General features: G+C 63.3%; 10 protein-coding genes and 1 tRNA gene. All 11 read right to left on the bottom strand.

Translation table 11 applies throughout. The features are described from left to right. Nucleotides 1-32 precede the first annotated feature (32 nt). Entirely contained in the window at nt 33-1,103 is a 1,071-nt protein-coding gene (locus HTA01S_RS23560; protein WP_068176136.1) for a M48 family metalloprotease, read from the bottom strand. Between the two features lie 24 nt (nt 1,104-1,127). Then, complete coding sequence (locus tag HTA01S_RS23565) at nt 1,128-1,721, bottom strand: LemA family protein (protein ID WP_068176140.1); 594 nt, start codon at nt 1,719-1,721, stop codon at nt 1,128-1,130. Between the two features lie 207 nt (nt 1,722-1,928). Next, nucleotides 1,929-6,143 (bottom strand): DNA-directed RNA polymerase subunit beta', encoded by a 4,215-nt coding sequence (gene rpoC, locus HTA01S_RS23570; RefSeq protein ID WP_068176142.1) that lies wholly within the window; start codon nt 6,141-6,143, stop codon nt 1,929-1,931. Nucleotides 6,144-6,170: 27 nt separating this feature from the next. Continuing rightward, entirely contained in the window at nt 6,171-10,295 is a 4,125-nt protein-coding gene (gene rpoB, locus HTA01S_RS23575) for a DNA-directed RNA polymerase subunit beta (protein ID WP_068176144.1), read from the bottom strand. A 339-nt stretch (nt 10,296-10,634) separates the two neighbouring features. Further along, on the bottom strand, nt 10,635-11,012 hold the full coding sequence (rplL, locus tag HTA01S_RS23580; RefSeq protein WP_068176147.1) for a 50S ribosomal protein L7/L12: 378 nt from the start codon (nt 11,010-11,012) through the stop codon (nt 10,635-10,637). A 41-nt stretch (nt 11,013-11,053) separates the two neighbouring features. Continuing rightward, nucleotides 11,054-11,578, bottom strand: a complete 525-nt coding sequence (rplJ, locus tag HTA01S_RS23585; protein ID WP_068176150.1) for a 50S ribosomal protein L10 — start codon at nt 11,576-11,578, stop codon at nt 11,054-11,056. A 253-nt stretch (nt 11,579-11,831) separates the two neighbouring features. After that, nucleotides 11,832-12,527 carry a 50S ribosomal protein L1 gene (gene rplA, locus HTA01S_RS23590; RefSeq protein ID WP_068176153.1) on the bottom strand — a complete coding sequence of 232 codons (696 nt, stop codon included), beginning with the start codon at nt 12,525-12,527 and terminating at the stop codon, nt 11,832-11,834. Nucleotide 12,528: 1 nt separating this feature from the next. After that, the gene (gene rplK / locus HTA01S_RS23595; RefSeq protein ID WP_068176157.1) at nt 12,529-12,960 is read right to left on the bottom strand and encodes a 50S ribosomal protein L11; all 432 of its coding nucleotides are present in this window, start codon (nt 12,958-12,960) and stop codon (nt 12,529-12,531) included. A 117-nt stretch (nt 12,961-13,077) separates the two neighbouring features. Then, the gene (nusG, locus tag HTA01S_RS23600) at nt 13,078-13,653 is read right to left on the bottom strand and encodes a transcription termination/antitermination protein NusG (protein ID WP_068176160.1); all 576 of its coding nucleotides are present in this window, start codon (nt 13,651-13,653) and stop codon (nt 13,078-13,080) included. Then, nucleotides 13,653-14,036: a preprotein translocase subunit SecE gene (gene secE, locus HTA01S_RS23605; RefSeq protein WP_068176163.1), complete on the bottom strand. Its 384-nt coding sequence runs from the start codon at nt 14,034-14,036 to the stop codon at nt 13,653-13,655. Before secE ends, nusG begins: the two co-directional genes overlap by 1 nt. 155 nt (nt 14,037-14,191) lie before the next feature. Further along, nucleotides 14,192-14,267 (bottom strand) — tRNA-Trp (locus HTA01S_RS23610). Nucleotides 14,268-14,292: the final 25 nt, after the last annotated feature.

A 14,292-nucleotide genomic window follows, 5' to 3' on the forward strand; every position in this document is an offset into this window, starting at 1 on the left:
GGGCCAACGGCCTTCCACCCGCCATCCAGGGGTCAAATCAGGGTCCATCCCGGGTCGTCACCGGAGGCGCTGGCGGCCGGGGGTGGCGCCTCACTGGCTGGCGGGGGTTCGTCGTCGCGGGTCAGGGGCAGCGGGCCCATGGCGCGGCCGTAGATACGGCGGATGCGCTGCTCCAGCGTGGGGTGCGAATCGAGCCAGTGGGCCACGGCACCGGACTCGTTGGCCACCAGCAACATGTGCTGCACCATGGAGCCCACGCGCCGCGACACCACGCCTTCACTTTGCTGGCTCATGATCTTACGCAGCACGCCGCCCAGGCCGTCGCGGCTGCGGGTCCATTGCACGGCGCGGGCATCGGCGAGGTATTCGCGCTGGCGCGACACTGCGGCCTGCAGCGTGTGGCCGGCGAGCCAGCCCAGCCAGCCCGCGGCCATGATGGCCAGGCCGATCAGGGCCAAAGCCATGCGGCGGTCTTTTTCGTCCGGCTCCACCAGTTGCTGCCCCATGCGGTAGAGCATTTCCAGCCCGAACACCATGCCGATGAGCCGCATGTTGAGCCGGGTATCGCCTTCGCCGATGTGGCTGAACTCGTGCGCCACCAGGCCCTGGAGCTCCTCGCGCGTGAGGTGTTCCAGCGCACCGCGGGTGACGGCCACGACGGCGTCGTCCTCGTCCCAGCCGGCGGCAAAGGCGTTGATGCCCTGGTCGCGCGCGACCACCATGGCCAGCGGACGCTTCATGCCCGAAGAGATCGACATCTCGTCGACGATGTTGGAGAAGCGCTGCTCGTCAAAATCGCCCGAGGGCTGGGCCACGCGCGCGCCCATCTGCTCGGCCAGCCGCTGCCCGCCGCCACTGGCCAGGCGCGAGGTCTCCACCCACCAGCCACCGAGCACGAACAGCAACACCACGGCGGTGTTGACCGCGAAATAGTGGCGCGGGTAGCTCAGGTCGCCGGGGACCCAGAAACCCCAGGTCAGGCCCCAGGCCAGCGCCAGCGCGGCGTTGATCGCCAGCACCAGCAGCAGCACGGTGAGCACGAAGGCGAGCAGCAGCTTGCGGGTCTCGCCGCGCGCGTCGCGCTGAAATTCAAAGAAACGCACGGTGGCGCCCGGCGCAGGGGTGCATCAGAAAGCGACTTTCACCGCCTGGCGCTCGACGTCGCTGGTGGTGGACTCCAGCATGGACTGGGGCTGGAAGTTGAACAGCCGCGCCACGATCAGGGTGGGGAACTGCGCGGCCGCGTCGTTGAACTCCAGCACGTTGTCGTTGTAGGCCTGGCGCGCGAAACCGATCCGGTTCTCGGTGCTGGACAACTCTTCGCTGAGTTCGCGCATGGTCTGGTCGGCCTTGAGGTCGGGGTAGGCCTCGACCACGGCGAACAGGCGTCCGAGCGCCCCACCCAGCAACTGTTCGGCACCGCTCAGCGCGCCGAGCGCACCGGCATTGAGCGGACTGCCTGCGGCCGTCTGTTCGGCGGCCTTGGCCTGGTTGCGCGCAGCGATCACGGCCTCCAGGGTCTGCGCCTCGTGGGCCAGGTACTTGCGCGCGACCTCCACCAGGTTGGGAATCAGGTCGTAGCGGCGCTTGAGCTGCACATCGATCTGGCCAAAGGCGTTGGCAATCGCATTTTTCAGGCGCACCAGCCGGTTGTAGGCCCCCACGGCCCAGAAGAACACCAGCAGGCCCAAGGCCAGCAATACCCACAGCGTGGCAGACATGTTCTCAACTCCTTGTGTAGACGACCAGTACCCGCCTGACCCGGGTGGCCTTGCGCCGGCAGCCGGCCTCAGAGGGCGCCCGCAATATACCCCAGCCCATGGTGAGGGGCCCAGACCCAGGACAGGCCCACAGAAAAAACGCCCCCGGTCGGATGAGCGGGGGCGTTGGTGGGGCAGGCGGTGAGCCTGCCCGGGGTGGGGCTGGCCTTATTCAGCGGATTCGCTGGGGCTGGACGTGTCGGCCTGATCGGCCGCCAACGACAACGCATCGGCCTCGGCGATGGCACGGCGCTCTTCGTCGTCCATCTTTTCCTTGACCTTGCGCGCCTCGTGGTAGGCCATGCCGGTACCGGCCGGGATCAAACGACCCACGATCACGTTTTCCTTCAGACCACGCAGCTCGTCGCGCTTGCCCATGATGGCCGCTTCGGTCAGCACGCGGGTGGTTTCCTGGAAGGAAGCCGCCGAGATGAACGAGTCGGTGGACAACGAGGCCTTGGTGATACCCAGCAGCACGTTGCTGTAGACCGCGGGCAGCTTGCCCTCGGCGCGCAGCGCGTCGTTGGTGTTGAGGATCTCGGAACGCTCGACCTGCTCACCGGCGATGTAGTTCGAATCGCCCACGCTCTCGACCACCACGCGGCGCAGCATCTGGCGCACGATCACTTCGATGTGCTTGTCGTTGATCTTCACACCCTGGAGTCGGTACACGTCCTGCACCTCGTCCACGATGTAGCGCGACAGCTCTTCGATGCCCAGCAGGCGCAGGATGTCCTGCGGGTCGGCCGGGCCGTCCACCACGCTCTCGCCCTTGTTGACCACCTGGCCTTCGTGCACCAGGATGTTCTTTTCCTTGGGAATGAGTTCGTCCCAGATCTTGCCTTCCGGGTCGGTGATCTGCAGGCGAACCTTGCCCTTGGTCTCCTTGCCGAACGACACGGTGCCGGTCATCTCGGCCAGCATGCCCTTGTCCTTCGGGCTGCGGGCTTCGAACAGCTCGGCCACCCGCGGCAGACCGCCGGTGATGTCGCGCGTCTTCTGGCCTTCGACCGGGATGCGGGCGAGCACGTGGCCGGGGCCGACGTCCTGACCATCGCGCACTTCGAGCAGCGCGCCGATCTGGAAGCCCACCGTCACCGAGTGGTCGGTGCCAGGGATCTTCACTTCGTTGCCCTGGGCGTCGAGCAGCTTGACCAGGGGACGCACCACCTTGGTCGAACCGCGGTGCTTCGGATCGATCACCACCAGCGAGGACAGACCGGTCACGTCGTTGACCTGCTTGGCCACCGTCAGGCCTTCTTCCACGTTCTCGAACTTCACCTGACCGGCGAATTCCGTGATGATGGGTCGGGTCAGCGGGTCCCAGTTGGCCAGGATCGCGCCGGCCTTGATCTGCTGGTCGGCCTTGACCGCCAGGATCGCGCCGTAGGGCACCTTGTGGCGTTCGCGCTCGCGACCGATTTCGTCGTGGATGATGATTTCGCCGGAACGCGCGATCACCACCAGTTCGCCCTTGGTATTGGTCACATAACGCATGGTGGCGTTGAAACCAATGGAACCGCTGGACTTGGCTTCCACGCTGGAGGCTACGGCCGCACGCGACGCTGCACCACCGATGTGGAAGGTGCGCATGGTCAGCTGCGTACCGGGTTCACCGATGGACTGGGCGGCGATCACACCGACGGCTTCGCCGATGTTCACCAGGCCACCACGGCCCAGGTCGCGGCCGTAGCACTTGGCGCAGATGCCGAAGCGGGTTTCGCAGGTCAGGGCGGTGCGCACCTTCACTTCGTCCACGCCAGCGGCTTCCAGATCGTCGAGCATGTCCTCGTCCAGCAAGGTGCCGGCCGGCAGCAGGACCGCGCGGGTCTCGGGGTGGATCACTTCCTCGGCCGTGGTGCGGCCCAGGATGCGGTCGCGCAGCGACTCGATCACTTCACCACCCTCGACGATGGCGCGCATCAGCGTGCCATTGGTCGTGCCGCAATCCTGGCTGTTGACCACCAGGTCCTGCGTCACGTCCACCAGACGGCGGGTCAGGTAACCCGAGTTCGCGGTCTTCAGCGCCGTGTCGGCCAGACCCTTACGGGCGCCGTGCGTGGAGATGAAGTACTGCAACACGTTCAGACCTTCACGGAAGTTCGCCGTGATGGGGGTCTCGATGATGGAGCCGTCAGGCTTGGCCATCAGGCCGCGCATACCGGCGAGCTGGCGGATCTGGGCCGCGCTACCGCGGGCGCCGGAGTCGGCCATCATGTAGATGGAGTTGAACGACTCCTGGTCCACTTCCTTGCCATGGCGATCGGTGGTCTTTTGCTTGGCCAGCTGGGCCATCATGACCTTGGAGATCTCGTCACCGGCCTTGCCCCAGATGTCCACCACCTTGTTGTAGCGCTCGCCCGCGGTCACCAGACCGGAGGCGTACTGCTGGGCGATTTCCTTCACTTCCTTCTCGGCGCGGTCGATGATGGCCGGCTTTTCCTTGGGCACCAGCATGTCGTCCACGGCGATCGAGATACCGGCGCGGGTGGCCAGACGGAAGCCGTTCTGCAGCAGCTTGTCGGCGAACACCACCGTTTCCTTCAGCCCGCACTTGCGGAACGAGCTGTTGATCAGGCGCGAGATTTCCTTCTTCTTGAGGGCCTTGTTCAGCACTTCAAAAGGCAGGCCCTTGGGCAGGATTTCCGACAGCAGCGCACGGCCAACGGTCGTGTCCACCAGAGAGGTGCTGGGCACGAATTCGCCGGTTTCCTTGTTCTTGGCCCATTCGGTCAGGCGCACGCTGATCTTGGCGGTGATTTCCACCACGCCGTTGTCCAGGGCTCGCTGCAGCTCCAGCAGGTCGGCAAAGATCATGCCTTCGCCCTTGCCGTTGATGCGCTCGCGGGTCGCGTAGTACAGACCCAGCACCACGTCTTGCGACGGCACGATGGAGGGCTCGCCGTTGGCCGGGAACAGGATGTTGTTCGAGGCCAGCATCAGGGTGCGGGCTTCCAGTTGGGCTTCCACCGACAGCGGCACGTGGACGGCCATCTGGTCACCGTCGAAGTCGGCGTTGAAGGCCGCGCAAACGAGGGGGTGCAGCTGGATCGCCTTGCCTTCGATCAGGATGGGCTCGAAGGCCTGGATGCCCAGACGGTGCAGCGTCGGCGCACGGTTCAGCATCACCGGGTGCTCTTTGATCACCTCTTCCAGGATGTCCCAGACCACCGGCGTGCCGGCTTCGACTTCCTTCTTCGCAGCCTTGATGGTGGTCGCGATGCCCATGGCTTCCAGGCGCGAGAAGATGAAGGGCTTGAACAGCTCCAGGGCCATCAGCTTGGGCAGGCCGCACTGGTGCAGCTTGAGCGTCGGGCCGACCACGATAACCGAACGGCCCGAGTAGTCGACGCGCTTGCCCAGCAGGTTCTGGCGGAAGCGGCCGCTCTTGCCCTTGATCATGTCGGCCAGCGACTTCAGGGCGCGCTTGTTGGCGCCCGTCATGGCCTTGCCACGGCGGCCGTTGTCCAGCAGCGAGTCCACGGCTTCCTGCAGCATGCGCTTTTCGTTGCGCGCGATGATTTCAGGGGCCTTGAGTTCGAGCAGGCGACGCAGACGGCTGTTGCGGTTGATGACGCGGCGGTACAGGTCGTTCAGGTCGGAGGTCGCGAAACGGCCGCCGTCCAGGGGCACCAGCGGACGCAGGTCCGGCGGCAGCACGGGCAGCACGTCGAGCACCATCCACTCGGGCTTGATGCCCGATTTCTTGAAGGCTTCCAGCACCTTCAGGCGCTTGGCGTTCTTCTTGATCTTGAGCTCGGAGCCAGTCAGGTCGTTGCGCAGCTTCTCGATCTCGATGTCGAGGTCGATCGCCTGCAGCAGTTCCTTGATGCCCTCGGCGCCCATCTTGGCAATGAACTCGTCGCCGTATTCCTTGCGCTTGGCGTCGTAGTCGTCCTCGGACATGATCGCGAATTTCTTCAGCGGGGTCATGCCCGGGTCGACGATCACATAGGCTTCGAAGTACAGCACGCGTTCGATGTCGCGCAGCGTCATGTCCAGGATCAGGCCCAGGCGCGACGGCAGCGACTTCAGGAACCAGATGTGGGCGCAGGGCGCGGCCAGGTCGATGTGGCCCATGCGCTCGCGGCGCACTTTGGTCTGCGTGACTTCAACGCCGCACTTCTCGCAGATCACGCCGCGGTGCTTGAGGCGCTTGTACTTGCCGCACAGGCATTCGTAGTCCTTGATGGGACCAAAAATCTTGGCGCAGAACAGGCCGTCGCGTTCGGGCTTGAACGTGCGGTAGTTGATGGTCTCCGGCTTCTTGACTTCGCCGAAAGACCACGAGCGGATTTTTTCCGGCGAAGCCAGGCCGATGCGGATCGCATCGAAATGCTCGTCGGGCGTGAACTGCTTGAACAGGTCGAGTAATGATTTCATGGGTTCAATCCTTGTCTTGCCGGCGAATTAGGAGCGTTCGAGTTCGATATCGATACCGAGCGAACGAATTTCCTTGACCAGCACGTTGAACGACTCGGGCATGCCCGCGTCGATCGAGTGCTCGCCCTTGACGATGCTTTCGTACACCTTGGTGCGGCCCTGCACGTCGTCGGACTTGACGGTGAGCATTTCCTGCAGGATGTAGGAAGCGCCGTAGGCTTCCAGCGCCCACACTTCCATCTCGCCGAAACGCTGTCCACCGAACTGCGCCTTGCCGCCCAGCGGTTGCTGCGTGACCAGGGAGTACGGGCCGGTGGAACGAGCGTGCATCTTGTCGTCCACCAGGTGGTGCAGCTTCAAGTAGTGCATGTAGCCCACGGTGGTCTTGCGCTCGAAAGCGTCACCGGTGCGGCCGTCGTACAGCTGCGCCTGGGTGCGGGTCTCGGTCAGGCCCTTGGCCTTCGCGATGTCGTCCGGGTAGGCCAGCTTGAGCATGTCCATGATTTCCTGCTCAGACGCGCCGTCGAACACCGGGGATGCGAACGGCACGCCGCGGGTCAGTTCTTCGGCCATGGCGCGCAGCTCGTCGTCGCTCAGCTTGGACAGGTCTTCCTTGCGGCCCGTGCCGTTGTAGATCTGTTCCAGGAAGGCGCGCACCTCGGACATGGCGGCTTCGCGCTGCAGCATGTCGCCGATGCGCTGGCCCAGGCCCTTGCCGGCCCAGCCCAGGTGGACTTCGAGCACCTGACCGATGTTCATGCGCGAAGGCACGCCCAGCGGGTTCAGCACGATGTCCACGGGCGTACCGTCGGCGAGGTGGGGCATGTCTTCCACCGGGGTGATCTTGGAGACCACACCCTTGTTGCCGTGGCGGCCGGCCATCTTGTCGCCGGGCTGCAGGCGGCGCTTGACGGCCAGGTAGACCTTGACCATCTTGAGCACGCCCGCAGGCAGTTCGTCGCCCTGCGTGAGCTTCTTGCGCTTTTCTTCGAAGGCCAGATCGAAGCTGTGGCGCGTCTGCTCCATGGAGTTCTTGATCGACTCCAGCTGGGCGGCCACGTCGTCTTCCGCCGGACGGATGTCGAACCAGTGGTACTTCTCGACCTCGTCCAGGTAGGCCTTGTCGATCTTGGTGCCCTTGGCCAGCTTCTTCGGGCCGCCGTTGGCGACACGGCCGGTCAGCAGCTTCTCGATGCGGTCGAAGGCGTCGGCTTCCACGATGCGCAGCTGGTCGTTCAGGTCCAGGCGGAAACGCTTGAGTTCGTCGTCGATGATCTGCTGGGCGCGCTTGTCGCGCGTGATGCCTTCGCGGGTGAAGACCTGCACGTCGATCACCGTGCCTTGCGAGCCCTGGTCCACACGCAGCGAGGTGTCCTTCACGTCGGAAGCCTTCTCGCCGAAGATGGCGCGCAGCAGTTTCTCTTCAGGCGTCAACGTGGTCTCGCCCTTGGGCGTGACCTTGCCGACCAGCACGTCGCCGGGCAGCACTTCGGCGCCCACGTAGATGATGCCGGAGTCGTCCAGGCGGTTGAGCTGTTGCTCGGCCAGGTTGGGGATGTCGCGGGTGATTTCTTCCGCGCCCAGCTTGGTGTCGCGCGCCATGACCACCAGTTCCTCGATGTGGATCGAGGTGTAGCGGTCTTCGGCGACCACGCGCTCGGAGATCAGGATCGAGTCTTCGAAGTTGTAGCCGTTCCAGGGCATGAAGGCGATCAGCATGTTCTGGCCGATCGAGATCTCACCCAGGTCGGTCGAGGCGCCATCGGCGATCACGTCGCCCTTGCCCAGCTTGTCGCCCTTCTTCACGATGGGGCGCTGGTGGATGTTGGTGTTCTGGTTGGAGCGCTGGTACTTGATCAGGTTGTAGATGTCCACACCGACTTCACCGGCCACGGCCTCAGCGTCGTTCACGCGGATCACGATGCGGGTCGCGTCCACGTAGTCGACCACACCGCCGCGATTGGCCGTCACCACGGTGCCGGAGTCGATCGCGGCCACGCGCTCGATGCCGGTGCCGACCATCGGCTTCTCGGGGCGCAGCACGGGCACGGCCTGGCGCGACATGTTGGCGCCCATCAGCGCGCGGTTCGCGTCGTCGTGCTCCAGGAACGGCACCAGCGAAGCGGCCACCGAGACGATCTGCGCGGGCGACACGTCCATGTACTGGATGGTGTCGGCCGGGGTCAGGATCGATTCGCCTTTTTCGCGAGCGGAGATCAGGTCGCCGGTCAACTTGCCGTCCTTGTCCAGTGCCGCGTTGGCCTGGGCGATGACGTACTTGCCTTCTTCGATGGCCGAAAGGTAGTCGATCTGGTTCGTCACCTTGCCATCCACCACACGGCGGTACGGGGTCTCGATGAAACCGTACTCGTTCAGGCGGGCGTACAGGGCCAGCGAGTTGATCAGGCCGATGTTCGGGCCTTCAGGCGTTTCAATTGGGCAGACGCGACCGTAGTGGGTCACGTGCACGTCGCGCACCTCGAAGCCGGCACGCTCGCGGGTCAGACCGCCCGGGCCCAGGGCCGACACGCGGCGCTTGTGGGTGATCTCGGCCAACGGATTGGTCTGGTCCATGAACTGCGACAGCTGGGACGCACCGAAGAACTCCTTCAGGGCCGCGGAAATCGGCTTGGAGTTGATCAGGTCGTGCGGCATCAGCGGCTCTTGTTCGGCCTGGCCCAGACGCTCCTTGACGGCCTTCTCGATACGCGCCAGACCGGTGCGGTACTGGTTTTCGGCCAGTTCACCCACGCAGCGCACGCGGCGGTTGCCCAGGTGGTCGATGTCATCGACTTCGCCGCGGCCGTTGCGCAGGTCCACCAGGATCTTGACCACGGCCAGGATGTCCTCGTTGGACAGCACCATGGCGCCGGTCGATTCGTCACGGCCCACGCGGGCGTTGAACTTCATGCGGCCCACACGCGAGAGGTCGTAGGTGTCCGGGTTGTAGAACAGGCGGTGGAACAGGGCCTGCACCGCGTCTTCGGTCGGCGGCTCGCCGGGGCGCATCATGCGGTAGATGGCGACACGGGCGGCGAACTCGTCGGCCGTTTCGTCACTGCGCAGGGTCTGCGAAATGTAGGCGCCCTGGTCGAGTTCGTTCGTGTAGAGGCACTGCAGGTCCTGCACGCCGGCGCTGCGCAGCTTCTTCAACAGGGCTTCGGTCAGCTCGTCGTTGGCCTTGGCAATGATCTCGCCGGTGTCGGCGTCAACGATGTTGCGCGCGACCACGCGACCGATCATGAAGTCTTCGGGCACGCTGATGTGCGTGGTGCCCGACTGCTCCAGCTCGCGGGTGTGGCGCACCGTGATGCGCTTGTCCTTGGCCACCACGACCTTGCCGCTCTTGTCGGTGATGTCGAAGCGGGCCACTTCACCACGCAGGCGCTCGGGCACGAAGGCCATCTGCGCGCCGCTGTCCATCAGGCGGAAATGGTCGTTGACGAAGAAGTTGGCCAGGATGGTTTCCGGCGTCAGGCCAATGGCCTTGAGCAGGATGGTGACCGGCATCTTGCGGCGGCGGTCGACGCGGAAGAACAGCACGTCCTTCGGATCGAATTCGAAGTCGAGCCAGGAGCCGCGGTAGGGAATGATGCGGGCCGAGAACAGCAGTTTGCCCGAGCTGTGCGTCTTGCCCTTGTCATGTTCGAAGAACACGCCCGGAGAGCGGTGCAGCTGCGACACGATCACACGTTCGGTGCCGTTGATGATGAAGGAACCCTTGTCGGTCATCAGGGGCACTTCGCCCATGTAGACCTCTTGTTCCTTCACTTCCTTGATGACCTTGGACTGGTTGGTCGAGGACTCGCGGTCGTAAATGATGAGCTGCACGCGGGCGCGCACGGCCGAGGCGAAGGTCAGACCACGGGTCTGGCACTCACGCACATCGAACGCCGGACGGGCCAGGTTGTACTCGACGAACTTCATCTCGACAAAACCGTTGTGCGAGACGATGGGGAAGGCGGCTTCGAACGCGGCCTGGAGGCCTTCGTTGGTGCGTTTTTTCGGCGCGGAGTCGGCCTGCAGGAAGGCGGTGTACGCATCCTTCTGCATTTGCAGCAGGTAAGGAATCGCGAGCACGTTCTCGCGGGTACCAAAACTCTTGCGGATGCGTTTGCGTTCGGTGTATGAATAGTTCGATGCTGAGGCCATGAGATCTCCGGACTTGAGGTCTGCGGCGACTGTCTGCCTACCAGGGATGGACTCCTGGTGGCTTGCTTGGTGGCTGGCCTCTACCAACCATTGGCGGACGGCCTGCGCGTTGCACACAGGCCCGAACCAAGTCGTTTTCTGCAGTCGGGGTCAGAAAACACTGATAAGCAGACTCCGGCGAGTCTGCTTATCAGTGTTTATTTAAAACACTGCGCCAGCGCCATGGGCACTGGCAGCGGGAGTTCTCCCACTGCGCCGGCGCCATCAGCACCGGCGGCTCTGAAAGCACCAAAGGCTGGAGGCTCTTTCAAGCACTCCAGCCCCGGACCGGCGAGCGAATTACTTCAGCTCGGCCTTGGCACCGGCTTCCACCAGCTTCTTCACAGCGGCTTCGGCGTCGGCCTTGGCAATCGCTTCCTTCACGTTCTTCGGAGCGCCATCGACCAGGTCCTTGGCTTCCTTCAGACCCAGACCGGTGATTTCGCGCACGGCCTTGATGACGGAGACCTTGTTGGCGCCGGCTTCGACCAGCACCACGTTGAATTCGGTCTTCTCTTCAGCGGCAGCGGCGCCAGCGCCAGCACCACCAGCGGCAGGAGCGGCCATGGCGGCAGCGCTCACACCAAACTTCTCTTCGATGGCTTTCACCAGATCGTTGAGTTCCATGACCGTCATGCTGTCCAGCGCGGTCAAAAATGCGTCTTTATCGAATGCCATTTTGATTTCCTAACAATTGGTTAAACGGATCTGCCACGCCTTCAGGCGGCGGCAGCTTCCTCTGCCGGCGCGGCAGCGCCTTCGCCTTTTTTCGCCGCCAGCGCGCCCAGCACAACGGCCGTACGCGAAATAGGCGACATCAGCAAGCCACACAGCTGAGCCAACAACACTTCCTTGGAAGGAATGCTGGCGAGCTGCTTCACGCCCTCGACGTCCAGGACTTTGCCACCGTAGACACCTGCGCGAATCACCAGCTTGTCGTTGGTTTTCGCGAATTCGGCCACCACTTTCGCGGCGGCCACGGCGTCTTCGGAGAAGCCATAGATCAGCGGACCGGTCATCTGGTCGGCGGCCACTTCAAAGCTGCTGCCAGCCACCGCACGGCGGGCCAAGGTGTTCTTCAGAACACTCAGGCTGACACCGTTGCTGCGGGCTGTGACGCGCAGTTTGTCCATGTTCGCGACCGTGATGCCACGGTATTCCGCCATCACGAGCGTTTGAGCTTTAGCGGCGAGGCTGGTCACTTCGGAAATGACCGCTTCTTTCTCACTGCGATTCAGACTCAAGGTCTACTCCTTCAATGTGCTTCGGGCTGTCGCCCTCCACACGCTTCATTGCAGCGACCAACTGTTTAGGGAACAAGTTCCATCTGCAGCGGGATCGCCATCTGCGTTGGCTTTTCACAATTAAGTCGGGCAGTCTCCTTGCGGATCCGGACCGACACCAACGGTCTTGGATGGCCCCGAAAAGCGGCATCGCTGCCACTCTGCGGGCCCACCACACCCAGGCCGCCGAAGCGGCCCGAATTCTTCTCTGCGATTACGCCGAGATGGATTGCATGTCCACGCGAACGCCGACACCCATGGTCGACGACACCGCCACCTTGCGCAGGTACACACCCTTGCTGGTGGCCGGCTTGGCCTTGGTCAACGCGTCCAGCAACGCCACCAGGTTGCCCTGGAGCTTGTCGGCGTCGAACGAACGGCGGCCAATGGTGCCGTGCACGATACCGGCCTTGTCCACACGGAACTGCACCTGACCCGCCTTGGCGTTGCGCACGGCCTGGGCGACGTCGGGCGTCACGGTGCCAACCTTCGGGTTGGGCATCAGGCCGCGCGGGCCCAGGATCTGACCCAGGGTACCGACCACACGCATTGCGTCGGGCGAAGCGATGACCACGTCGAAGTTCATGTTGCCGGCCTTGATGTCGGCAGCCAGATCGTCCATGCCGACGATGTCGGCACCAGCGGCCTTGGCTTCTTCGGCCTTGGCACCCTGGGCGAAAACAGCCACGCGCTTGGTCTTGCCGGTGCCGTTCGGCATCACGACGGCGCCACGCACCACCTGGTCCGACTTCTTGGCGTCCACGCCGAGCTGAATCGCCACGTCGATGGATTCATCGAACTTGGCGTTGGCGCATTCCTTGATGATGGCCAGGGCATCGGTCAGTGCATACAGCTTGTTGCTGTCCACTTTGCCTTCGAAAGCCTTCTGCTTTTTGGTCAGTTTGGCCATGTCACACGCCCTCCACAATCACGCCCATCGAGCGGGCCGAACCGGCGATGGTGCGCACGGCGGCGTCCACATCGGCAGCGGTCATGTCTTTCATCTTGACCTTGGCGATTTCCTCGAGCTGGGCCCGGGTGATCTTGCCAACCTTGTTCTTGTTGGGCACAGGGGAGCCCTTGTCCAGCTTGATGGCCTTCTTGATCAGGGTCGTCGCGGGCGGCGTCTTGATGATGAAGGTGAAGCTCTTGTCCGCGAACGCCGTGATCACCACGGGCAGCGGCAGACCGGGTTCGACGCCCTGGGTCTGGGCGTTGAACGCCTTGCAGAACTCCATGATGTTCAGGCCGCGCTGACCCAGCGCCGGACCGATCGGGGGAGAGGGGTTGGCCTTACCAGCTGGCACTTGCAGCTTGATGAAGCCGACGATTTTTTTCGCCATTTTTTAGCTCCTGCGAGTGCAGACGGCCGCCATCAAGACAACCTCCTCGCGGTGGGGGGACCCGGAAAGATCAAATGGCACAGGTGTCGGGCCGACCCACCTGCGCCACGGAAAATCTCAGGTCTTCTCGACCTGGCTGAATTCCAGCTCCACCGGCGTGGCGCGACCGAAAATGGTCACCGACACGCGCATCTTGTTCTTCTCGTAGTTGACTTCTTCGACCGTGCCGTTGAAGTCGGTGAACGGGCCTTCCTTGACGCGCACATATTCGCCCACGACGAACTCCACCTTGTGGCGCGGCTTGTCGGTGCCTTCCTGCATCTGGTTGACGATCTTCTGGACGTCTTCCTCGGAGATCGGCGCCGGGCGGTTCTTGGCCCCCCCCACAAAACCGGTCACCTTGTTGGTGTGTTTCACCAGGTGCCAGGTTTCATCGTCCATCACCATTTCCACCAGCACATAGCCGGGGAAGAACTTGCGTTCGGTTGTGCGCTTCTGGCCGTTCTTGACTTCCACCACTTCTTCGGTGGGCACCAGGATGCGACCAAACTTGCTCTGCATGCCTTCGCGGTTGATGCGTTCGACGATGTTGCGTTCGGCGGCCTTTTCCATGCCGGAATAGGCGTGCACCACGTACCAGCGCATCCCTTCGGCCGCCACTCCGTCGGTCACGGGGCTTTGATGATCGGTCATTATTTTCTCCAGCCCAGGATCAGGTCGTAAAACAGCCACTCAACGGTCTTGTCGGTCAGCCAGAGGAACAGCGCCATCACGAACACGAACGCAAACACGTAGGCCGTCATCTGGATCGCCTCTTTGCGGGCAGGCCAGACCACTTTCTTGGTTTCGCGCCAGGCATCACGCCCGAACGCCACCAATTGCTTGCCGGACTCGGACACTCCAAACACCACCACGGCCGCAGCCACACCCACGATCAGCGCCGCCCATTGAACCAACGCACCCTGACCCGAGAGCAGGTAGAAGGCCACGAACGCACCCAACAGCAACGCGGCCGCCGCCGCCAGCTTGGCCTTGTCGGCACTGGTGTTGACGGTTTGAACTTCGGAAGTGGCCATGAGGATCCAGACGATTCAGTACAAAACTCGCATCTAAAGCCCAAAAAAGGCAAGAGGCTTGAGACACGCAAGCCCACCAGAGGTCTTGACGACTTCGGCGGGCTTGTAAAACCACAAAACAGTTCGGAATCAGGTCCCGGCGTTGTCCTGTTCGGTGGCAGGGGCAGTAGGAATCGAACCTACAACCTTCGGTTTTGGAGACCGACGCTCTGCCAATTGAGCTATACCCCTACTGGCTTGTGCCCCCCGTGAGGGC

Origin of the sequence: Hydrogenophaga taeniospiralis CCUG 15921, from assembly GCF_001592305.1 — a bacterium.
GTDB classification, from domain to species: domain Bacteria; phylum Pseudomonadota; class Gammaproteobacteria; order Burkholderiales; family Burkholderiaceae_C; genus Hydrogenophaga; species Hydrogenophaga taeniospiralis.